The organism is Glutamicibacter sp. HZAU (assembly GCF_004100365.1).
Lineage (GTDB): Bacteria > Actinomycetota > Actinomycetes > Actinomycetales > Micrococcaceae > Glutamicibacter > Glutamicibacter nicotianae.
Genome location: NZ_SCKZ01000002.1, coordinates 33924 through 55662, shown reverse-complemented (window position 1 = coordinate 55662; position 21739 = coordinate 33924). Strand labels below are relative to the sequence as shown.

Sequence of the window (21739 nt, the reverse complement as noted above, 5' to 3'; positions counted from 1 at the left end):
TTTGAAGTGTGCAGGGTTACCTTGATTGTGTACTCGACAATCGTGATCGGCGCAGGGCAAGCCGGGCTTGCCGCCGCCTACCATCTGGCCAAGCGCGGCATCGACTTCCTGGTGCTCGATGCGAACCCGGGACCCGGCGGGGCGTGGCAGCATCGCTGGGATGCCCTGACCCTGGGCACCGCGCACCATATCCACCCCTTGCCGGATTTCCCGCTTGAGGTGCAGGATTCAACGCGCCCGGCCTCCCAAGTGGTCTCCGAGTACTATGCGGAATACGAGCGTCGTTTCGCGTTGCCGGTCCGCCACGGCGCACCGGTGACCTCGGTGACGAGGGACGGCGAGAACTTCGTGGTGCACGCCGATGCCGAGTACCGGGCACGGACCATTATCAACGCCACCGGCACCTGGACCAACCCGTTCTGGCCGCTCTACCCCGGGCAGTTCGACGGCCCGCAGGTGCACACCAACGGTTTCCGCTCCCCGCAGCAGTTCGCCGGGCAGCGCGTCCTGGTGGTCGGGGCCGGAGCCAGCGCCACCCAGTTCATCGTGCAGCTGCGCGCTGCCGGGGTGGATACCCTGTGGTCCACGCGCAGCGCCCCGGACTGGCGCGAAGAGCCCACCGGCGCCGAATGGGGGCTGGAGGTGGAACGCCAGGTCAACGAGCGCACCAGTGCGGGGCTGCCTCCGAAATCAGTGGTGGGTACCACCGGGCTGCTGCTCACGCCGGCGATGCGTGCGGGGATCGAATCCGGCGCGCTGGTCTCGCGCGGGAAGATCGAGCATCTGGAATCCGATGCGGTGGTCTTCACCGACGGGTCGCGCGAGAAGATCGATGCGATCTTGTGGGCCACCGGATTCCGCCATGCCCACCGGCATTTGCGCGATTTGAAGCTGCACACCGCGGCCGGTGGCATCCTGCTGGAGGACGGGGTGGCAGCGGTTGAAGTGCCCGGGCTGTTCTTCGTCGGCTATGGCGCATCGGCTTCAACTTTGGGTGCTACCCGGGCCGGGAGAAAGGCCGCGCTGGCGGCCAGCAAATTCCTGTCCGCGGTGGCGGTATAGCCTGCAGAGTTACTTCTTGCTGACCTTGGTGACCACGGTGGTGTAGCCGGGTTTCGAGGCCGTCACCCACACGCCTAAGGTCTTCCGGGCATCGGCTTTGACGACCTTGTAGTTCGGCTTGGTGGCCTTGGGGATGATCTTTCCGGAGCGCGTCCATTGGTAGGAGATCTTCACGTTTTTAGTGTTGTAGCTGCCTGCCGTGGCTTTCAAGGTCTTGCCGGTGGATTTCTTGCCGTTGATCACCGGCTTCTTCATCACCTTGAGCTTGGCTGGTGCGATCTTCCCTGTCGCAGTGCTGGTCACGGTCTTGGTGGTGTAGTTGGTCTTGGCATAGGCCACCGAGACTGAGATCCGTTGGTTCAGATCTGCGGGTTTGAGCGTATATGTTTTTGCCGTGGCACCCTTGATCTTCTTGCCGCCGCGCAGCCACTGGTACTTGGTGGACTGGGCGGCTGGAGCCGGCATAGCGGCGTTGGCGGTGAGTTTCGAACCGACTTTTGCCGTTCCGGAGACCTTTGGCTTGGCAACCGTGATGGTTCCCTTGGCGACTTTCACCGCGCTGCTGGTCGGCAGCCAGACCGATTCTCCATCCGCAGCATGCATTGTTACCCGTACAGAGATCTTGCGATTGGCGTAGGACTGAGGCGGGGTATAGGTTTTCTCGGTAGCCTGCGGAATCTCGAAACCGTCGACTAGCCACTGATAACGGCGTGCGAAGTCCGGGAAGTATGCGGAATCGAGGGAAGCGGTGAGCTTGTGTCCCACGATTTTGCTGCCGCTGATCGTTGGTTTGGCAATCGAGGCCACCGTGGCGGCGATTGGGGCACCATAGTTCATCGTGCCCTGCACCGAGGGGACCCATACTTCGCCGTTTTGACGAACCGCCTTCGTCTCGTAGCTCAGCGCGATGACTTTATCAGTGTCCTCGCGCACCAGCTGGTAGCTCTCCCCCACCGCATCTGGAATTGGTTCCCCGTTGCGGGTCCACTGCAGGGCAGTGTATGGGTAGTTGGTCGTGGGTGCCAGCAAGGAATCGCCGACTACCGCCGCATCATGGCCCGCCAGCGACGGGTTCCTATTCAGTGAGATCCTGCCAAGCTGGACGGTATCGCGCACGCCGATGTGCCAGCTGGCTGCGTAGCTGACAGACTTCAGGTTTTCCTGTCCAGGGATCACCGCCTCGAAGTCGGTGAGTTCTGTCCTCAATCCCGCGTATCCGGCTTTATTCGCGGTGAATCCGGTGGGGCTGATCTGGCCCAGAATTCGTTCGCGGGTATATTCCCACGGCCTGAGCACACGGCCATCCACCGTTATCACCGGTTCAATTTCCGCACTGGCACCGATCTTCAGTTCGATGAACGGCTTGGTGTAGCTGGCGACATCCAATTTTTCCAGATTGGACAGGTCCTTGGCCCACCGGTAATCCGTTGAACTCGTGGCCAGCACTTCAAGCTCCTTCAGTCCCGAAAGCTGGCCTAGCCCCGCCAGTTGCACCTGCTGCCCCTTGGGGAATGTCAGAGACAGGGATTCCAGCACTGGCAGCTGTGCCAATTCCGGGATGATTTCCTGTGGAGCTTTGCTGATCCGAACCGATTTCAACTGGGGGTTAGCCGCCAGGACTTCCAGACCACCGAGCACTTGATCCTTCTGGGTGTCGATGCCGATCCACTGAATATCGCCCGTCATCGGCAGTTCCTGCAACGACGTCACATTCTTGCAGGATAATCCCACGACGACACTGGCGGTCTCATCCGTGTGTTCAAAGCAGTCTGCAGGACTGATAATACCCTGCGCCGGAGGCACGAGCCCGGCGAAAACCAAGGCTGTTGCGCCCACTACCGAAGCAAAACGATGCAACAACCCCATGTGTTTCCCCAAGCGTGAATATGCCAAATTTATAGACATCATGCCATAGCTTTGCCAAGCACCTATCATCGGTTCGTAAGATGCCATTGACGGCGCATCAAGCATGCCTCTGGGTGCGATTGCTGCTGGTGATTGTGTTTTCTCGATGCATGACTATGTAACTCCACCGTGACGAATGTGCGTACAGCGCGCCAGCCGGTTAATCTCAATGCATGAACAATTTCATCGTCACCCTATCTTGCATCGACCGCCCTGGCATCGTCCACGCCATTTCCGGAGGTCTGCTGGGTGCCGGTTGCAATATCACCGAGTCCCAGCAGTTCCTCTCGCCGGAGACCGGCACCTTCTTTATGCGCATCGAGGTGGCCACCGAGCAGTCGCTGGCGCAAATCCGCGCGGGGCTCGCACCGATCCGCGACGACTTCCACATGGCGCTGCGCGTGGATGACGGCACCAAGCGCACCCGCACCATGCTCATGTGCTCCAAGGCCGGGCATGCGCTCAACGACCTGCTGTTCGCCCAGCGTGCCGGCACCTTGCCCATCGACGTGCCGGTGATCGTCTCCAACCACCTGGACTTGAAGCCGATGGCAGACTTCTACGGTGTGGAGTTCGTGCACCTGCCGGTGACCAAGGAGAACAAGTCGCAGGCCGAGGCCGAGCTGCTGTCCATCGCGGACAAGCACGACATCGAACTGGTGGTCCTCGCCCGCTACATGCAGATCCTCTCGGATTCGCTGTGCGAGCGCATGGAAGGCCGAGTCATCAACATCCACCACTCCTTCCTGCCGTCCTTCAAGGGTGCCAAGCCCTACCACCAGGCCTACGCCCGCGGCGTGAAGCTGATCGGCGCCACCGCGCACTACGTTACCGCTGACTTGGACGAGGGCCCGATCATTGATCAGGAAGTCACCCACGTCTCGCATACCCGCACCGCCGAGCAGCTTGTTGAGCTGGGGCGCAGCGTGGAAGGCCGGACGCTGACCCGCGCCGTGCAGTGGCATGCCGAGCACCGGGTAATGCTTGACGGCCAGCGCACCATCGTCTTCTCCTAAGCATGGATTACGCTGCGCTGGCAGTCATCGCCCTGCTGATTGCCGCCTCGGCGTGCTGGCCCTTGCTCAGGTCATCGGGCAAGCGCCGCAAGGCGTTGAACGCCCAGGCTATGCAGCTGCCCGACCAGCATCGGCCGCGCTACCAAAAATCGTTGGCCTGGGATCCGCTATCTTTTCCGCTGGCCATAAGCAGCGGTTATGCGCTGTGCCGAGATGCGGACACCGCACGCTCATTCTGGCGGGCGCAACCGGACAGTGCGCTAGGCTGTGCCCACGACGTGCATCGGACGCAGGTACGCTCCGGCCCTGAGGGTTCTTTCGCGCAGGTGGCTTTCGCCGCACCGGTACCGGCCAGCCAGCTGCTGCTCCTCGATGCCGCGCGGGAACTGGGACTGTCGTTGCGCGCCGACGAGGAGAATCGGGACTGGCAGCGTGCACTGGTGGCCGCAGCCCGCTCGCGGACTTGAGATCTTCGGTAGTGAACTCGCCGTATCAATGCTTGGCCATTACAGTAGGTGAAATGACGCACATTATTACCATTGACGGCGCGACCCCGAAGGTCGGCCAGGACGTTTTCGTAGCCCCTACCGCCACCTTGAGCGGCGATGTCGAGCTGGCTGACCGTGCCAGCGCCTTCTACGGTGTTTCCGTGCGCGGCGATTCGGCGCCGATTCGCGTGGGCGAAGGCACCAACTTGCAGGACAACGTCGTACTGCACGCCGATGAAGGTTTTCCTTGCACCCTGGGCGCCGGCATCTCGGTGGGCCACTCGGCAGTGGTTCACGGTGCCAGCGTGGGTGATGGCTGCCTGATCGGCATGAGCGCCACCGTCATGAACGGTGCCGTCATCGGCGAACAGTCGCTGGTTGCCGCTGGTGCACTGGTGCTGGAAGGCACCCAGGTTCCGCCGCGTTCGTTGGTTGCCGGTGTACCTGCTAAGGTCCGCCGCGAGCTGAGCGAAGAGGAAGTCGCCGGCTTGAAGACCAACGCCGATCACTACCTCGTTCTGGCTGCCAAGCATCTGGAAGCCAACGCCTAGAGTTTTCAAGGAGCTTGTCAGTTTGACTCTTCTATGTCTGTCAAGCCGAAACAGAAACCTCTTCAACCATTGCTGAAGCACTGAAGATTTTGAAGATGCGACGGACGAGATAGCGTTTGATGCAGCGGCGGATCTCGCGATCGGTCTTGCCATCAGCCCGGCGCTTTTCAACATAGGCTCGCGTCTCCTCGTCATGGGTCATGCGCGTGACCGCGGCCAAGTGCAGGGCAGAATTCAATGACCGATCGCCGCCTCGATTAAGCCGGTGCCGGGTCGTGTTCCCCGACGATGCGGGAATTGGATTCACGCCAGCCAGGCAGGAAAATGCCGCTTCATCACGCACTCGTCCTTCATGGGACCACGCGACGAAACACTTCGCTGCCGTGATTGCCTTGAAGCCGGTCTCATGCAGCAAGGGTGCCGCTTCGCTGGCTTTGACCAGCTCGTCCAGCTGCTGCTCATTGGCCATCAGCTGCTGATCCAAGTCCAGAATATGCTTGGCCAGCCGTACCGCTTCAGACCGTGCGATCCTCAGCGAAAGTTCTTCTTCGCGTTCCCGCCACCGGCGGACCTCAGCGATCTGGATTCCGGTCAGCTTTCTGCGGGCGTCGATCCCTAGGACGTTGCTGCGTACCAGCGCGTTGAGGGAGTTCACCGACCTGGTGCGGTCTTTCGTCATCGAGCTGCGTGCCGTGACAAGGATGCGCAATCCTTGCCGGATCCCTTCATGCAACCGTGGATGGCGCAACTTGTTTACCTGTAGTGGCAGGGAAGCCATCGCCATGCGGTGGGCGTCCAAGGCATCGGTTTTTCCTACGCCGCGGTTCTGCTTCTTGCTCATGCGTGGTGCCTCGGTGAGGGGGAATCCGTGGGCGGCGACAGTGCCGGCAAGGATCGCTCCGTACGTCGCAACTCCTTCGATAACCCAGAGGGTGTCTGCGTTGCCTTCAGTGCGCCTCCCGACCCAGCTAATGGCTCGGCTGATGCCGGCCATGGTCACCGGAAAGGACTGAGTATCGAGTAGGGCGCCGTTGCTGGAATCAATGATGGCGTAGACATGATTGCGTGCGTGAGTGTCGACACCGACGACAAACGGATAAGAATGCGCGACGATAGATGCGGCGGTCACCGGATTTTCCTTTCCTGGATTTTCGTGGTTGGCCGTGACCGGCCGGTACCAGTCCGGGTAAGGGTCACTACGGAACAGAACTGTGATGGGTCACGCCCCTAAAAGGGGTGGACATTCTTCTAATGAAGCTACCGTGGTGGGCCGGATTGGTCCCGGCCGACCCACCCCGAGTGGATGGACAAGTCAATCTGATGACACCTTCCGGGTCAGTTGTGTAATGAGCCACATCCAGGGGGTGGGACGGCTGGTTTCTATCCTGCCAGCTAGTCCCAGACCAGCCACTTCAATACTCACAGTTTGTGTAAGCCCCTAGTCACATCCGTTATTCAGGGCTTCGTAACAATCAATTCGAATACGGCTCAATCCGTTCCGGGTAAGCCATCGCCAACTGCTGCAAGGCCTGCTTCCAGCCGCTCGTCCCAGCCCCTTCCACCAGATGCGCTCCAGCACCGGCCCGCGGGGTCCGACCCTTCTTCTTCGCATCCTTGAACCGCTCTCTTGCCCGCTTGTCCTCGATATTGCAGATCGCCAACCACAGCATCATCACCGCCGCCGCATCGATAAGGAAATCGCCTCGGGACTTGGTGACCTTGCGCAGCTGATAGTTCATCGACTCAATCGCATTCGTCGTGTAAATGACCTTCCACAACTCGGGCGGGAACTCCAAAAACGGGGTGAACCGCTCCCACGCGTTGCGCCAGGTGGCCACCGCCGATGGATACTTCCTTCCCAGCTCGGAGGCCTCGAAATCATCCAAGGATTTCAGCGCGGCTTCGATGCTCGGAGCGGTGTAAATCGTCTTCAACTGCTTGCTGACCGCCTTGCGGTCACCGTAGGACACAAACCGGTTCGCCGCCCTGATCAGGTGCACCACACAGGTCTGCACGGTTGCCCGCGCCCAGGTCGCCTCGATCGCCTCGGGGAACCCGGTCAGTCTGTCGCAGCAGGCAATCAGCACGTCCTTGACCCCGCGGTTGGCCAATTGCGCGCAGACTTGCGCCCAGAACTTCGCGCCCTCGTTCTCGGTGACCCAGATGCCCAGCACGTGCTTGATGCCTTCCACGGTGACGCCGATCAGCAAGGGCCACTGCCAAGTGCTCGAGCAGAACGTGCACTTTCAGGCTCCGCGGCGCCTAGGCAAGAATTCGTCGGCACCCTGCCGAGAAGCATAGACCCTCAACGGTCTTGATGATTCAATCCGCGCCTTGCCGATGAGACTGCTTTGCAAGTGCCTTACGCAACGCCTCATTTTCAGATTCCAGCTCCAAGATGATGCCAATGCCCGCCAAATTCACGCCTCGATCAATCAACTCTGAGATTTGCTGCAACCGAGCCAAATCCTTGGCTTGATACCTGCGCGTGCCACCGCTGGTACGTGACGGGGTGATCAAACCACGCAACTCATATAACCGCACTGTTTGCACACTCACTCCCACACTCTGGGCAGCGGTAGCAATCGAATGCGATCCAGCAACAGGAACGGATCGCGGCGAATTTTTTGTCATTTTTTACTTTCAATAGGCTTGCATGAACTCAGAATCCCATGCTATAAAATCTACATCGTTAGACATAGATCTAACGGAAAGTGAATTGCAGCATCTTAGAGAGTCACACCAGAAAGGAATGAGTTCAGATGATGCAGACCGAGGTACTTCGCGATTTCGACCGCTTGGTACAGCGAGCTTTCAACACCCAGCTCAGCTCCGAACCTGTCCACCCAATGCCAATGGAGGCTTGGAAGGACGACACCGGATTTCACGCTGAGTTCGACCTGCCAGGGGTCGACGCCGAGCAGATCGACATGGCAGTGGAAAAGAACATCCTGACCATCCGCGCTGAACGCGCCAAACCAGGAGACCGCCAGCACATCGCCGGCTCGGAACGACTCTGGGGCCATTTCACCCGGGAACTTATCCTTGGGGATCATTTGGACACTGAAAGTATCCAGGCCACCTACGTGGATGGCGTGCTACGTGTCGACATCGCTGTCGCCGATAGTGCCAAACCCCGCCGGATTCAGGTCGCGGTCGGCCAAGGCAAGAAGAACCCCAAGGAAATCACCAGTTAACCCAAGAAAGGCCCCTTGGAGGCCTGTGCGGAGATGATGTGTCATGTCTGCCCACATTGATTCGGAACTTGATCCGCTGGCCGCTGATGACGAGTTGCTTCTGGCCATATACGAGCTCGAGCTATCCACAGCTTCCCGTCAGCATCAGCCGCCTCGATCGCACCTTTGCACCTCGATCGAGGATGTTCCGCGGCCCAGTCAGCGGTGCCCGGAAGGAACCAACGAAGTACGAACAATTCAACGTTCAGTGCGTCGGGCGGGTCCCGTCCGGGTGTATTCACGCTCGCCACCGAACAAGAGATGACTCCCGGGGAAACTTTTAAGGAGTGGTTGATTCGGGGGTGCGTCCGGAACGCACCGGACGCACCCTGGCAACGAAAGGATCAGCACCATGCGTGAATCATTGCTCAACGTCCACCTCAATGACGAGCAAATCGAAGTTCTCAATGCTGCGCTGTGCGCCTACCGAGACCATTTCAGCGAGCTTCTTGAGTTGAACGAAGAAGCAGAAGGACCGCAAGCTCGCGAGAACAACAAGTACTGGCAGAGCAAAGTCCACGCGATTCAAGAAATGATCGATCAAGTCAACGACTCACTGTATGGTTCCCAACCCCGGGAGGGGCCTCAATAACACCCAGACATTCCGCCACCGCACACTATTCACCTATCTGCCTGTTGATCGTCGACCTTCGAGTGTTGGAATAGGCGTTTCGAGGCTAGGTACCGTGTTTAGGAGACTGATCGAATATAGGTCATCGAACCGGCGGCCCGCTGCAGCGCGTGCTCCGCGATCCTGCGAATGTTCTCGCGGACCGTGGAGCACGCGCAAATGAATCAGCATGGTCAGTGCCCCTGCTGCGGCATCGCCCAAAGGCGTGTGCGCCGCGATGTCGGGGAGCGGTTGGGCGAGACTGAGTGCATTAATCCGCGTTTCCCAGCTCGCGGAGCGTTTCAAGGGTACGTTCGGTGCCGGCTATCCGATGTGCCCAGATCACGAGCCTGCTATCGGCCCTCATGTATCTCAGTCATGCTTCCCATCGCGACCGGCTGGCGATGTGGCTCGATTCCCCGCGCTCGGTAAGCACCTTTTCCGCGCCAGCGGCACGCATCTTGGCTTCCTGCGGCGTTGGGGTCCCCTGGTGCCGGCTTACTCGCGCGTATCCGATAATTGCCATAGCAACAACGGGACCTTGAGCCCTTCGACCTATTTTGGTTTTAAACGGCGTTTCTGACATGCAAAGACCCTGCTTATCGTCGGAGCCGGTAAATGTTAGTTGCGACCGGCGGCTAAGACCAGTACCAGACAGAGGTTCTTGGCATGAATTTCCGCTTCAGCCATGGCGCCAGGGCGAAGGATTTTCGGCGGTCTCGGCTGGGGAACTCCTGACGTGGATGTGCCTGCTCAGAGCAGATGGACGTCGCACTGTCATCAGACTGCCGTTGTGCCTCAGTATAGGATACTGGCCGTTCCTCCGGCCCACACCATCCTGCCCCGGAATCTGACGGCGTGCTCGCCGGACCTGCCCATAAGCGTTCTCCGGGAGGCTCGATAGTTCGCAGCTGTCTTCGCAGTATTGGTGAGCCATTGGACGCCCGAGGCGTTCATCGATCCGCATACCTGATCCTCGAACACTTTGGCTTCAGGGGAGAAAGTGTGCAGCTCGAACGCATGCGGCGATCCCCCGGCGTGCGCGCCGACGGCACCGACCTTCGCATTGGGCAAGTCGGGTTCCAAGGCCTGAACCTCCTCGGAGGAGCCCACTGCACCACGGCCCCGTCCTTGCCATCGCCAACTAATGGATTTCGCGGCATAGGCGGCTCCCCGAAAGCAATCGTCGTGAGGGGCACAGATCGCGATGCCGGAGATCATTAGGTCGGAACCCAGTTTTGCAAGCTTGGAGTGCCCCGGAGGCGCGAATCGCTAAGCGGTGCCGACGTCTTGCACGCGGGCCTTCCTGTGCGGGCGGCCCGCGTGCTGCGACGGCAGGTCAGGCGGTAGCCAGGCTGCGGTGCTGGATGCTGTCGGCCTCGGAAGCCTTCGCGGCTGCGGCCAGCCCGCGTTCCAGATCGGCAATCAGGTCCTCGGGCTCCTCGATGCCCACCGAGAGGCGGACCAAGTTCGCTGGAATCTCCAGCGGTGTGCCGATCAGCGACGCGTGGGTCATTTCGCGCGGATAGCAGACCAGGGATTCCACCCCGCCCAGGGACACCGAGAGCTGGAAGTATTCCATGGACTCGGCGAAGGCGCGGGCTGCCGCTTCATCGGAGAGCTGCAGTGAGAGGATGCCTCCGAAACCGCGCTGCTGGCGCTTGGCAAGCTCGTGGCCCGGGTGGCTTTCCAGCCCGGGATAGTAGACGCGGGCGACCTCGGGACGGTCATCGAGCCATTCGGCCAGGGTTGATGCGGTGGCGCAGTGGCGTTCCATGCGCAGGCCCAGGGTCTTCAGCCCGCGGGCGGCCAGGTAGGAATCCTGCGGACCGGAGACCGCTCCCCCGGCGAACTGCTGGTAGCCGACGGCTTCGGCCAGCGCTTGGCCGCGGTGCAGGTGGTCGGCCACGATGACCGCGCCGCCGAGGACGTCGGAGTGCCCCCCAATGTATTTGGTGGTCGAGTGCACCACCGCGTGCGCTCCGAAGTCCAGCGGCCGTTGCAGGTACGGGGTGGCGAAGGTGTTGTCCACGACCAGCAGGGCGCCGTGCTCGGCGGCGATGGCGGCCCAGCCGGCCAGGTCGGCGATGCCCAGCAGCGGGTTGGACGGGGTCTCCACCCAGAGCAGCGCGGTGTTCGGGCGCAGCGCGGCGCGCACCGCATCCAGGTTGGTGATGTCCACCGCCGAGGAGCTGATCCCCCATTTGCCGTGCAGCTTGGAGATCAGCCGGTTGGTGCCGCCGTAGCCGTCGGCCCCCAGCACGATGTGGTCGCCCGGCTCAAGCACTGCGCGCAGCAGCGCGTCTTCGGCCGCGATGCCCGAGGCGAAGGAGAAGCCGGCGGCCCCGCCTTCCAGCGCGGCGAGCTGGGATTCGAAGCCGTTGCGGGTCGGGTTGGAGCCGCGCGAGTACTCGTGCCCGGCGCGCAGCACGTTGATGCCGTCCTGGATGAAGGTGCTGGTCTGGTAGATCGGCGGGATCACCGCACCGGTGTGCGGGTCCTTGTGCTGGCCGGCGTGCACGGCCAGGGTGTTGAAGCCGCTCATGCGAAGCTCACTTCCTTGGTGTCGGCGGTGGCCCGGGTTGCGGCCAGAGCACGATCCAGCGACTGGGTGATATCCGCCAGCAGGTCGGCCGGGTCTTCCAGTCCCACCGACAGGCGCAGGGTCGAGGTGTTCAGCCCGGCGGCTGCCAGCTGCGCTTCGGAGAGCCGGCAGTGCGTCATGGTGGCCGGGTGGGCGACCATGGTGCGGGTATCGCCGACATTCGCGGCCAGGCTGATCAGTTTGAGCCCGTCGATGACCGGGGAAACCAGGGATGGGTGGGCCAGCTCGATGGCCAGCACGCAGCCGGTGCCCTTCGGCGCCAGCGTCCGGGCCAGCTCGTGGCTGGGGTGCTCGGACAGCGCGGGGTGGTGGATGGCGGCAATGCCCGGATACTCGGCAAGCGCGTCGATCAGCCGGGCGACGCTGCGCTGCACGTGGGCCGCGCGCACCGGCAGGGTCTCGATGCCTGCAAGGATGCCCTGGGCGCTGGCCGGGGCGAGGGTCGGGCCCAGATCGTGCAGGAACTTGGAACGAACCAGCATCGCATAGGCCGCCGGCCCGTGGCGTTCAAGCAGCGAAGTGCCATTCAGCCGCTCGCGCGGTGCGGCGATCTGCGGCCAGCGCAGCGGATCGGAGAAGTCGAAAGTTCCCGAATCCACCACTACCCCGCCGAGCACCGAGCCGTGCCCGGCCAATCCCTTGGTGGCCGAGTGCACCACGATGTCCGCACCGAGTTCCAGCGGGCGCACGTTCAGCGGGGTGGCCAAGGTGTTGTCGACTACCACCGGGATGTTGCGCTCGTGCGCGATGGCCGCGATGGCCGGGATGTCGGCCACGGTGCACAGCGGGTTGGAGACCGACTCAAGGAAGAACGCCCGGGTGTCCTCCTCGATGGCCGCGGCCCAGGCGGCCGGATCGGCTTGGTCGACAAAGCTGATCCGGATGCCGAAGTCGGCGAAGGTGTCGGTGAACAGGTCCACGGTGCCTCCGTACAGCGAGGAGGAAGCCACAATGTGCTTGGGCCCCTGGGTCAGGGCCAGCAGGGACAGGGCCACAGCGGCCTGCCCGGTGGCGGTGGCCACCGCGTGGGCTCCGCCTTCCAGGGCTGCGACGCGCTGCTCGAGGATGGACACGGTCGGGTTGCCGGTACGGGAGTAGGTGAAGCCCGCCTGGCGAAGTGCGAACTTCTCCACCGCTTCGGCATGCGATGCGAATTGGTAGGCCGCGGAATTGTGAAGTGGCGGCAGCATCGGGCGGAACTCTCCGCTCGGGCGGTACCCTGCGTGCACCGCGTCGGTTTCCTGGCTCATTGCTCCTCCTCGATTCTCTGCGAGGGAGTGCACCGGACACCGAAGCCACGGGTCCGGAACTGCTCCATCGTTTCTGGCGGTAGCACCTTTCGGTTTCCCGGTGGTTGCTGCGGCGTCGTCGAGCCAGATCTCTCAGCCGCTCTTGATGGTTTGTTCTTCCATGGTTGGGCATCGGCCGCGAACCGGGCAAGCGGCCCGAATCGCTGCGCTTCACAGAAGGCCGCCGCGCTTCATATGTCGCCGAATTGTCATGATGACATGAGGGCCGAAACCCTTATATGACGCGCCGATGAGGAAAGAATCCTTGAAATCCAAAGGATTTCGGACTCGCACATGACAAAGCACCAAACTTCAATGACCGGAGATGACGCTCAGCCCAGGACTTCGACTCCGAATCCAGCAACCACCGCGCGCACCTCGTCCAGGTAGCGCCGGGCCTGCTCGGTCAGCGGGATCGCTGCGTGGTCGATCCAGCCGACATCGATGCGCTCTTCGACATCCAGCGGGATGGAGACGATGGACGGATCCAGCTCGTCGCTGATGATGCCGGTGGAGATGGTGTACCCGCCCAGACCGATCATCAGGTTGAAGATGGTGGCGCGGTCCGAGACCTGGATTTCACGCTGGCTGGAGCGGGTGGAGAGGATCTCCTCGGCGAAGTAGAAGGAGTTGTTCGCACCTTGGTCGAAGGTCAGCCGCGGCAGGTCTTCGAGGTCTTCGAGGGACACCAGGGTGCGGGAGGCCAGCGGGTTGCTCCGGGCGACGAAGATGTGCGGTTGGGAGCGGAAGAGCGGGTGGAACACGAGCCGGGATTCGCGCAGCAGCTTCTCGATGACCTTGCGGTTGAAGTCGTTGAGGTAGAGGATCCCGATTTCGCTGCGCAGCGTGCGAACGTCCTCGATGATCTGCTCGGTGCGGGTCTCGCGCAGCGAGAATTCGTACTCGTCGGCGCCGCTGGCCTGGACCATCCGCACGAAGGCATCCACCGCGAAGGAGTAGTGCTGGGTGGAGACGCCCAGCAGGCGGCGGGCCGACGGACGGCCGAGATAGCGGTGCTCCAGCAGCTCCACCTGCTCCAGCACCTGCCGGGCGTAGCCGAGGAATTCGGCGCCGTCGCTGGTGAGCGTGATACCCCGGGCCGAGCGGATGAGCAACGTGCGCCCCACCCGTGCCTCTAGCTCCTTCATTGCCGCGGACATGCTTGGCTGGGCGACGTACAAAAGGTCGGCGGCAGCCGAGATGGAACCCTCGGCCGCGACCGCGGTGAAGTAGCGCAATTGTTGCAGTGTCAGACCGCTCGTTCCCTGAACCATAGTTTGAGTCTATATTAATCCATAGTTAGACAGAGTTACCTGATATCAAAAATGCCATGCATGATTGACGCATCGACCTTCTTCCGGCCGCTTCCGGCCGCTGACCAACAGATTGGCCGCCATGGCAGACGCATTGACCTTCAGCATTTCGAGCACAGAATTCAACGAAAACTACACCCCGTCGGCGGACTCGCGCCTCACCACGAACTTCGCCAATCTGGCCCGCGGAGAGCACTGCCAGCAGAATTTGCGCAATGCCCTGACGATGATCAATCGGCGCTTCAATTCTCTGGCTCACTGGGACAATCCCGACGGCGAGCGCTATGCACTGGATCTTGAAATCATCTCCGCCAACGTGCACTTCGACTCGGAACAGGGCGCGCAGGACTTCCCGTTGCTGGAGATGCTGGACACCAGCATCCTGGACCGCAAAACCGGTGTGCGCAGCCCCGGCATCATCGGCAACAATTTCTCATCCTATGTGCGCGACTACGACTTCAGCGTTGTGCTGCCGCAGGCCATCGACTCCGATGGCAAGCCGGTGCCACCTAAGGATTTCGGAGAGCTTCACGGCAGGCTTTTCGAGCATTTCCTGAATTCCGCAGCGTACCGCGAGCGCTTCGAGCAGTTGCCGGTCATCTGCATCAGCGTCTCCACTTCCAAGATTTACCGCCGCAACGGTAATCGCCACCCAGTGCTGGGCTGGGAGTACCGCCAGGACGAATACTCGCTGACCGATGCCTACTTCGCGAAGATGGGGCTGCGCGTGCGCTACTTCATGCCTGAAGGATCCGTCGCTCCGCTGGCCTTCTACTTCCGTGGCGACCTGCTGGCCGACTACACCGACCTGCAGCTGATCAGCCTGATCAGCACCATGGAAACCTTCCAGAAGATCTACCGTCCGGAGATCTATAACGCGAATTCACCGGCTCCGGCGATCTACCGGCCGAGCCTCGGAGCGCAGGACTTTTCGCCAACTCGCATTTCCTATGATCGCGAGGAACGCACCCAGCTGGGCAAGATCCAGGGCAAGTTCACCGAGGAGCACTTCATCGCCCCGCACCGCGAGCTGCTCGAAACCTGGGCCTCCAACTGCGCAGTCCCCGCCGCCTAATCAATTATCTTCAGAATCCAAAGGACCAGTTATGACCAATTCCCTGCTTGCCACCTCTATCGTCGGCTCCCTGCCCAAGCCTTCCTGGCTTTCTGAAACCGAGACGTTGTGGTCTCCGTGGAAGTTGGAAGGGGCGGCGCTGACCGAGGGCAAGCAGGACGCGATGCGCTCCGCAGTGCTGGAGCAGACCCGCCGCGGCATCGACATCATTTCCGACGGAGAGCAGACCCGACAGCACTTTGTGACGACCTTCATCGAGCACCTGTCAGGGGTTGACTTCGAGAACAAGCAGACCGTGCTGATCCGCGACCGCTATGAGGCCAGCGTCCCCAGCGTTGTCGGCGCAGTGGAGCGCAAGGCCCCGGTATTCGTAGAGGATGCACAGTTCCTGCGCACGCTGACCGACCGGCAGATCAAGTGGACCCTGCCCGGCCCAATGACCATGGTGGATACCCTGCATGATGGCTACTACGGCAGCCGCGAGAAGCTAGCCTGGGAGTTCGCTGCCATCCTGAACCAGGAGGCCAAGGAACTGGAAGCTGCAGGCGTGGATGTCATCCAATTCGACGAGCCGGCGTTCAACGTCTTCTTTGACGAGGTGGCCGACTGGGGCGTGGCCACGCTGGAGCGCGCCTGCGAAGGGTTGAAAGCTGAGACCGTTGCGCATATTTGCTTCGGTTACGGCATCAAGGCGAACAATGACTGGAAGGCGACCCTGGGCACCCAGTGGCGGCACTATGAGAAATCCTTCCCGCTGCTGCAGCGTTCGTCCATTAACACCATTTCGCTGGAATCACACCACTCGAATGTCCCACTGGAGGTCGTGGAGTTGGTGCGCGGCAAACGAGTCATGCTTGGCGCCATCGACGTGGCCAACCAGCAGATTGAAACCTCTGAAGAGGTCGCAGAAACCCTGCGCAAGGCGCTGGAGTATGTGGATGCCGACAAACTGATTCCGAGCACCAACTGCGGAATGGCGCCCTTCCCCCGCAATGTCGCCTTGGCCAAGCTCAGCGCTCTGAGCGCCGGAGCCGCGGTGCTGCGCGAGGAGCTTGTCGGCGCCAGTGTCTGAGACTGCGCAAGTCAAAGAAGTGCTCGCACAGTCTGGCAACATCACCATTCATTTCTTGAGAGCGCAGGATCTCGATGTGACGAAGCTCGGCTCAGCAGCGTCGACTGATTCCCCAAAATTGGATCAAGTTCACAGCCTGTGCAATCTCCAATGACCGGGCTGGAGTATAGGCGATTTTTAAAATCATCGCATAAACCGTCCTCGGAAGTTTTCTACAGCTGAATGCGACAATGCCTAATTCAATAGACCAGACAACTTTGCTGGGTCTCGATAACCGTCGTTTATGACACACCACTCAACCGGGTTGGCCGGAAATCTTCGACAGTTGAAAAATCAACAGATTCTCAAGGGCAGTTCGTCGCAAAACTCCGTACCACAAACTAGGTGTCGACTCATTACCTATTTCACGAGTATTGATACTTCTTCCGCCATGGGCCGCCTCCGCAGCTTTATTCGAACCGTCTTTGGCAAGCAAGACGTGCGAATTCACCTCAACTGACGCTCCTGAGAGACTTGAAAGGACTCGGGGCTATGGACCACTTCTTAACTTGGCGGCGCGACACCGGCCCTTTTCCATAACGATGCTTCCATTCTGTAGCAACTTACCTACCCATACAGCAAGAGCCTCCCACCATCAGTCGCATTTGTAACACCGAGTTAGACAGCAGAAGCAAAACGATTGCATGAGTGCAAGCCAGAGATTGTGCACTTCAAGTTCACCCACTTAATTCGGCTTTCGTGCGTTTGTCGCCTTCTGAGTTCCCGATCTAGAGACCGATCGATTCCCTGGCCTCAATAATTGGTTGAATCTGATTATCATCAAGCGTGCGCTTCAAGGCAGCAAGTAACTCGTCTAGCTCATGAGTAATACCGTAAATATCCCTCCTTGTATGGCGAATCCGATGCGCATAATGACCGACCAAATCACTCCCATATTCCGAGATAACTGCATCAGGAAAATCCCATCGACAATGCCGAGTATCAAAACCAACCTCGTGAGGCTCATACATCTCAATCGCCTCAGGGACACCGTCCCCCAAATATGGAATCAGGTATCCCCATGAAGAAACCTCATCAGTCCCAGCATCTCTAGGGATGCCTCTTAAACGCCGAGACATATAATCGCGCAACCAACGCTTCCAAACTTCCGTTCGGTCGACACCAGCATCTTCCAAAAAGGTCCCTATTGTTTGAACAAAAGATGAAGCATATTTTCCATTCTCAGCAAGGATACTTTGTTCGAGTAGCTTCTCACGCTGTTCTTCGGAAATACTCGAATACGAAATAAGCGATATGACTAGGCTAAAGAATTGACCCTGGAGATGAACTTCGAGCTCGTGTATAAGCCCCCAAGCAGTGATAAGACGATCGGTGAACCCTGCAGCTAGAAGTTGGTTGTCAATACGCGGGTTATGCAAATATGCCCTCCAGGAAGCCCGTCTGAATCTCTCATCTTCGAATAGCGGAAGTATATGGTCTACGGTGAACTGAGAATCAGCTGCGTGCATGAAGTACAGATTTCCCGCGAAAGCAGGACCAGCTGCATCGCATACATGCTCGGGATCACCTATGAGCCGCTTTATCGCTGCCCGTTCTTCGTCATCCAGCCCAACCCATTCCTCACGATGTTTCCGCCACCTACGATCAACTTCAGAGATCCAGTAATGCGCGAGATCCCCTGGCCAAGAGTTGAGCTCCAACACCGCAATCGAATTCTTAGCAGATTGCCCTGAATGTCGATAACCATCGCTCTGTTTAGCGAAAAGGTCTATGGCTAGATGACGCATCTTGCCCAAGAATTCGGAATCATCCTCATCTATCCGTTTTTGGATCTGTTCCAGAAGAAAACGACTGACTGCCCGGGCCGCTACCTTGGAAGACGTTAGACTTGCAACTCGTTCAAGCATTGCAACTCCTACGTCTTCTTTCATTGCCATAGCCCAGCCTTCAACTATGGAGATGAACAGTTCATTCTTAGAATGGCTAACGTCTGGGTTGGAGGTAATGAGTGACCAAAATTCATATCCAATATCAGGTTGCGATTCCGCGACTTGCCGTACGAGGGAAAGGCAGTCAGACCATTCGGGCTCTTCGACGTTCTCTCTTGAATAGTCCTGGCTAAGGAGATCTTCAACTGTATGCAATGGTTCGCTTCTGAACTTGGAGATAAATTCGTCGACTTCCATGGGAAGTTTTCCGGCCCACGTTCCTCCTGTCATCCATCTGTTCATATCAGGATGCTCACGCTCAAGAAATTCTGGATTACCAGACTTCAGTTCGTCTAGTACTTCCCTCGCTTCAGTCCACCCGGGATCACTTCTGAACAACCAGCTCACAAGATTGAAAACAGCGTACGCATTGCGCCGCTCGTGGTCTGGAATTTCTTCATCCCTCACGGGTCCGATTCGGGTTGCGGCGAGAAGATTCTTGCGACTCGTCTCGGATGACTCCCCTACTGAACTTTTCAGGGCGAGATAAACTTCGTGTTTTAGCTCAGTCTCGAAAAGAACTGATCTTTCAAGCAACCAAGAAATTTTTTCATCTACGGATACTGCTTGGTTCAGTCTAAGAAGATGGATGGACAGTCGACGGAAAAGCGTTAGATCCGTTGACCACCAGGTGTCAATCAAAGTTGAGTTGACAGGAAGGGCTTTCTCGCCATAGTCACGAAGTCCATCGATGATCGCGTCAATGGGTTTGCGATACTGATCCTGTTCATGGGGCTCAATGGCCATACGACCGAAGGTTAAAGGATCCCAATTTCGGTCCCCGTGGTATGTATTGAGCAATTCGTACGCGCTTTGAAGAGCCATCTCCAGCAAATTGCCCAGCGCCCAGTCACCGGGCCTCCTGGATGCGACAGCTTTAGAGACGTGCCGGGCTAGGGTTCTGGAATGAGCTTCCCAATGCACCACAGCGTCAGGCAACTGCATCAGATCTTGCGTTTCATCAAACGTTATCCGGGGCTTCAGCAACAAATATGGGTCGATAACCGCACGAAGTACCGCTCCTGCCTCCTCTTCATCGTGAGGTTCATAGGGTAAGAGTCCGAACTCCAGGGCCGAGGCACCGGTACGCGACACTGAGGATGCCAGAAACGACTTCCAGCGCCGTCCCGCAAATTTGTCTTGCTTGTACAATTCGTTCGCAGCCATACAAGCCATCTCGATGAATGCCGCATCAAATTTTTGACCTAGTCGCTGCACTGTTTGCAAAGCCGCGCCGTGAAGTTCTGGTTTAGCGATAAACGACCAGCAGAACCAGCGCCCCAAAATCGAAGGAATTGAACCGCGCAATCCTGACGAAAAAATACCCTTAAACGAGGGAAAATCTTCAATCCATCGAAGCCACTGTGCTTGAAGAACCGGTTCAACTGTTTCGACGTGTTTCACAAATTCATGTGCACCTTCTTCCGTGGACAATCTGCTAAGCAGATAATCGTGGTCCACAGGAGTGATCTGAGTTCCCCCGGCAATGATTTCCGCCGTCATTGCGCTGTGGTCAGTTCCTCCCATCCTAACTCGCAGGTCCCACGCTTCGAGAGCAGCCACTAAAGCCTTGTGATCGTTGCCGTGGACAGGATATTCAATCGTTTCGATACCAAGGCTCGACCACTTATTGCGCTCTTTATCAGCGTCGGTGTTCGTCCCATCTTGTTCTTTCACCCCCATGAATGCATATCGAGAAGTTCTCGACGGCAGTCCCAAGGCAAGGTAGCGCATGATGGGATCCTCATGACTGTAACCAACAAAAAGAACTGTAAATTTCTGGAACAGTTGCAGCAAAAACCTTGTTGCCCACGCATCAGTAAGGTATGCCCGTCCGAAATCTCTGTCTGTCAGGACTAAATACCGAGGGTTCCTCTCGGTCGAGCCATGTAAGTGAACGATGCCAGTAAAATCATGTCCTAACGGAACGGCCGGGCCAGCCCAAATGTCGAGTTCGTCATTTTTGGATACAGTTGATAAATGTCTATCAAAGTTTGTCGTAACTAAGCGAGGCTGATCCCTAGATAAGGCAATCCTCATCAGCGCAGCATGAGTGCTATTCGGCTTCGATTCTTCGCGTTCAATGAGATCACGTGTATGTCGATGGACGTCGAAGTCGTCAGGCAGGGAGCCCAAGAAGTAGTCTAGTCCGACCTTACTGTTGAATGGTTCTCCCGCTAGCCTTGCGAGTTCTTTAGCCAATGCTTCAAATGAAGGAAGACTCGAAGGTGCACCCATTGAAGCACCCGCACCAATAAAGAGAACTAATTCACCGTTTTCGTGGTCATCAATAACTTTCTGGGGAAGGTTGACCTCGCTCGTGATCCACACTGCCAGTTACTCCTCTTATGTCGTTAGGATGAAACACACGCATAAATTGCTCTGTTTCAGCATGACTCTGAACGATCGTAGCAACTCACTATTAGTTCTCAGTGTCAAAGTCGGTTGATCCTATACAGTCTTTCAACCTATAGGTTGCAAGACGTCTCGTCGCGTGTCTCTCACTTGGCGAAAAATCCGCAGAATCTCAACGGTCCATAATTCTCGCAACTATGTCTCGCAACCAATGGCGTAAAATCAGGTCTACACCATTAGTTGCGAGACACTTTTGAAGGACCAATGACCAAACTGATCGGCTACGCCCGCGTATCAACCAAAGCCCAAGACGCCGACCGGCAAATCCAAGACCTCCTCGCCGCCGGCGTCCGCCGCGATGACCTCTATATCGACCACGGCCAATCCGGAGCACTGGCCAAACGTCCCGGCTTGGATAAAGCACTGACCGCCCTGCATCCGGATGATACCCTCGTGATCACTACCCTGGACCGTCTTGGGCGCTCCACCCAGAAAATGCTCGACCTCGCCGAAGAGCTTCGTAAGCGAAATATTGGTTTACGGGTGCTGAACTTGGGCGGCGGTGACGTCGATACGAAAACGCCCATGGGAGCCATGGTCTTCACCGTCATGGCAGCACTCGCGCAGATGGAGCTCGAGATCAAACGCGAACGCATCAATGATTCGGTCACCAAACGCCGCACCACCGGAGGCGACCTCGGCGGCCGACGCCCCACCTTCACCGAATCCCAAATCCGCACCGCCGCAAAACTCATCCAGGCCGGCGAACCAGCAACCCAAGTCGCCAAGGACATGGGGATGTCTCGCGCAACACTTTACCGAAGGATCAGAGAACAGCGTTCCAACAGCAACACATAGATACTCACACCTACTTGCTGGACTCGTCTTGTCAGTCTGGACTGTTCAAATAGGACCAGAACTATTTCATAGAGACCGGTAAGCTAAAGACTGGCCGAGGGAACGGATTACGACATGGCTCAGCCCGAACGCAACAAGATCAACAAGTTCGCCATAATTTTTTGGTTGTCAGTCATCGGTTCAGTCTTTTACGCTTGCGGTTGAGCATCGCGATCCATACCGAAAAATAAACACGGCCGATACTCTCAGTTCACCGGTCAAATTCCGCTCGAATCCCTCTACCACATGGAATCCACTTGAGAACCCAAATACTTCG

Annotated in this window: 16 protein-coding genes, 1 pseudogene and 1 riboswitch; of the genes and pseudogenes, 9 read left to right on the top strand and 8 right to left on the bottom strand. The window is 58.5% G+C overall.

Going from position 1 to position 21739, the window contains the following annotated elements:
• The first annotated feature begins 27 nt into the window (after positions 1-27).
• The gene (locus EKH49_RS02875; RefSeq protein WP_128469633.1) at positions 28-1062 is read left to right on the top strand and encodes a flavin-containing monooxygenase; all 1035 of its coding nucleotides are present in this window, start codon (positions 28-30) and stop codon (positions 1060-1062) included.
• A 9-nt stretch (positions 1063-1071) separates the two neighbouring features.
• On the opposite strand, the gene EKH49_RS02870 is transcribed toward EKH49_RS02875, so the two are convergent.
• On the bottom strand, positions 1072-2748 hold the full coding sequence (locus EKH49_RS02870) for a hypothetical protein (protein WP_128469632.1): 1677 nt from the start codon (positions 2746-2748) through the stop codon (positions 1072-1074).
• Between the two features lie 392 nt (positions 2749-3140).
• On the opposite strand from EKH49_RS02870, the gene purU reads away from it, so the two are divergent.
• From purU to EKH49_RS02855, 3 genes are read left to right on the top strand one after another with little or no spacing between them, the layout of a single operon-like run.
• The gene (gene purU, locus EKH49_RS02865; RefSeq protein WP_128469631.1) at positions 3141-3983 is read left to right on the top strand and encodes a formyltetrahydrofolate deformylase; all 843 of its coding nucleotides are present in this window, start codon (positions 3141-3143) and stop codon (positions 3981-3983) included.
• A gap of 2 nt (positions 3984-3985) precedes the next feature.
• Positions 3986-4450, top strand: coding sequence for a hypothetical protein (locus EKH49_RS02860; RefSeq protein WP_128469630.1), 465 nt, complete (start codon positions 3986-3988; stop codon positions 4448-4450).
• 53 nt (positions 4451-4503) lie between these two features.
• The gene (locus tag EKH49_RS02855) at positions 4504-5022 is read left to right on the top strand and encodes a gamma carbonic anhydrase family protein (RefSeq protein ID WP_073706575.1); all 519 of its coding nucleotides are present in this window, start codon (positions 4504-4506) and stop codon (positions 5020-5022) included.
• Positions 5023-5062: 40 nt separating this feature from the next.
• Here EKH49_RS02855 and EKH49_RS02850 read toward each other — a convergent pair whose 3' ends face one another.
• The 3 genes and pseudogenes from EKH49_RS02850 to EKH49_RS02840 form a co-directional block, all read right to left on the bottom strand.
• Positions 5063-6151 (bottom strand): IS110 family transposase, encoded by a 1089-nt coding sequence (locus tag EKH49_RS02850; RefSeq protein ID WP_128469629.1) that lies wholly within the window; start codon positions 6149-6151, stop codon positions 5063-5065.
• 343 nt (positions 6152-6494) lie between these two features.
• A pseudogene (locus EKH49_RS02845) lies at positions 6495-7232 on the bottom strand (IS256 family transposase); the annotation flags it as partial.
• A gap of 112 nt (positions 7233-7344) precedes the next feature.
• Positions 7345-7656, bottom strand: a complete 312-nt coding sequence (locus EKH49_RS02840) for a MerR family transcriptional regulator (RefSeq protein WP_052253536.1) — start codon at positions 7654-7656, stop codon at positions 7345-7347.
• 128 nt (positions 7657-7784) lie between these two features.
• Here EKH49_RS02840 and EKH49_RS02835 point away from each other — a divergent pair, with 128 nt between their 5' ends.
• Both EKH49_RS02835 and EKH49_RS02830 read left to right on the top strand, forming a co-directional pair.
• Positions 7785-8219 carry an Hsp20/alpha crystallin family protein gene (locus EKH49_RS02835; protein WP_128469628.1) on the top strand — a complete coding sequence of 145 codons (435 nt, stop codon included), beginning with the start codon at positions 7785-7787 and terminating at the stop codon, positions 8217-8219.
• 391 nt (positions 8220-8610) lie between these two features.
• Positions 8611-8850 (top strand): hypothetical protein, encoded by a 240-nt coding sequence (locus tag EKH49_RS02830; protein WP_022874873.1) that lies wholly within the window; start codon positions 8611-8613, stop codon positions 8848-8850.
• Positions 8851-10207: 1357 nt separating this feature from the next.
• Here EKH49_RS02830 and EKH49_RS02820 read toward each other — a convergent pair.
• The 3 genes from EKH49_RS02820 to EKH49_RS02810 form a co-directional block, all read right to left on the bottom strand.
• The gene (locus tag EKH49_RS02820) at positions 10208-11413 is read right to left on the bottom strand and encodes a cystathionine gamma-synthase (protein ID WP_128469626.1); all 1206 of its coding nucleotides are present in this window, start codon (positions 11411-11413) and stop codon (positions 10208-10210) included.
• Positions 11410-12723 carry an aminotransferase class I/II-fold pyridoxal phosphate-dependent enzyme gene (locus EKH49_RS02815; protein WP_128469625.1) on the bottom strand — a complete coding sequence of 438 codons (1314 nt, stop codon included), beginning with the start codon at positions 12721-12723 and terminating at the stop codon, positions 11410-11412. Before EKH49_RS02815 ends, EKH49_RS02820 begins: the two co-directional genes overlap by 4 nt.
• Before the next feature lie 61 nt (positions 12724-12784).
• Positions 12785-12875: riboswitch (SAM riboswitch) on the bottom strand.
• Positions 12876-13094: 219 nt separating this feature from the next.
• Complete coding sequence (locus EKH49_RS02810; protein WP_128469624.1) at positions 13095-14036, bottom strand: LysR family transcriptional regulator; 942 nt, start codon at positions 14034-14036, stop codon at positions 13095-13097.
• 121 nt (positions 14037-14157) lie between these two features.
• Here EKH49_RS02810 and EKH49_RS02805 point away from each other — a divergent pair, with 121 nt between their 5' ends.
• A complete protein-coding gene (locus EKH49_RS02805) occupies positions 14158-15150 on the top strand; it encodes a putative oxygenase MesX (protein WP_128469623.1) in 993 nt (330 codons plus the stop codon).
• Between the two features lie 31 nt (positions 15151-15181).
• Positions 15182-16222 carry a methionine synthase gene (locus EKH49_RS02800; RefSeq protein WP_128469622.1) on the top strand — a complete coding sequence of 347 codons (1041 nt, stop codon included), beginning with the start codon at positions 15182-15184 and terminating at the stop codon, positions 16220-16222.
• Positions 16223-16989: 767 nt separating this feature from the next.
• Here EKH49_RS02800 and EKH49_RS02795 read toward each other — a convergent pair.
• Positions 16990-20541, bottom strand: coding sequence for an SIR2 family protein (locus tag EKH49_RS02795; RefSeq protein ID WP_128469621.1), 3552 nt, complete (start codon positions 20539-20541; stop codon positions 16990-16992).
• Between the two features lie 288 nt (positions 20542-20829).
• Here EKH49_RS02795 and EKH49_RS02790 point away from each other — a divergent pair, with 288 nt between their 5' ends.
• Positions 20830-21423 (top strand): recombinase family protein, encoded by a 594-nt coding sequence (locus tag EKH49_RS02790; protein ID WP_128469620.1) that lies wholly within the window; start codon positions 20830-20832, stop codon positions 21421-21423.
• The last annotated feature ends 316 nt before the right edge of the window (positions 21424-21739 follow it).

What these genes read in the sequence shown, in the direction of transcription:
- purU (WP_128469631.1), top strand. Translation starts at nt 3,141, where the DNA reads ATGAACAATTTCATCGTCACCCTATCTTGCATCGACCGCCCTGGCATC.
- EKH49_RS02815 (WP_128469625.1), bottom strand. Translation starts at nt 12,723, where the DNA reads ATGAGCCAGGAAACCGACGCGGTGCACGCAGGGTACCGCCCGAGCGGA.
- EKH49_RS02805 (WP_128469623.1), top strand. Translation starts at nt 14,158, where the DNA reads ATGGCAGACGCATTGACCTTCAGCATTTCGAGCACAGAATTCAACGAA.
- EKH49_RS02870 (WP_128469632.1), bottom strand. Translation starts at nt 2,748, where the DNA reads ATGACGGGCGATATTCAGTGGATCGGCATCGACACCCAGAAGGATCAA.
- EKH49_RS02820 (WP_128469626.1), bottom strand. Translation starts at nt 11,413, where the DNA reads ATGAGCGGCTTCAACACCCTGGCCGTGCACGCCGGCCAGCACAAGGAC.
- EKH49_RS02840 (WP_052253536.1), bottom strand. Translation starts at nt 7,656, where the DNA reads ATGACAAAAAATTCGCCGCGATCCGTTCCTGTTGCTGGATCGCATTCG.
- EKH49_RS02860 (WP_128469630.1), top strand. Translation starts at nt 3,986, where the DNA reads ATGGATTACGCTGCGCTGGCAGTCATCGCCCTGCTGATTGCCGCCTCG.
- EKH49_RS02810 (WP_128469624.1), bottom strand. Translation starts at nt 14,036, where the DNA reads ATGGTTCAGGGAACGAGCGGTCTGACACTGCAACAATTGCGCTACTTC.
- EKH49_RS02835 (WP_128469628.1), top strand. Translation starts at nt 7,785, where the DNA reads ATGATGCAGACCGAGGTACTTCGCGATTTCGACCGCTTGGTACAGCGA.
- EKH49_RS02855 (WP_073706575.1), top strand. Translation starts at nt 4,504, where the DNA reads ATGACGCACATTATTACCATTGACGGCGCGACCCCGAAGGTCGGCCAG.
- EKH49_RS02830 (WP_022874873.1), top strand. Translation starts at nt 8,611, where the DNA reads ATGCGTGAATCATTGCTCAACGTCCACCTCAATGACGAGCAAATCGAA.
- EKH49_RS02800 (WP_128469622.1), top strand. Translation starts at nt 15,182, where the DNA reads ATGACCAATTCCCTGCTTGCCACCTCTATCGTCGGCTCCCTGCCCAAG.
- EKH49_RS02790 (WP_128469620.1), top strand. Translation starts at nt 20,830, where the DNA reads ATGACCAAACTGATCGGCTACGCCCGCGTATCAACCAAAGCCCAAGAC.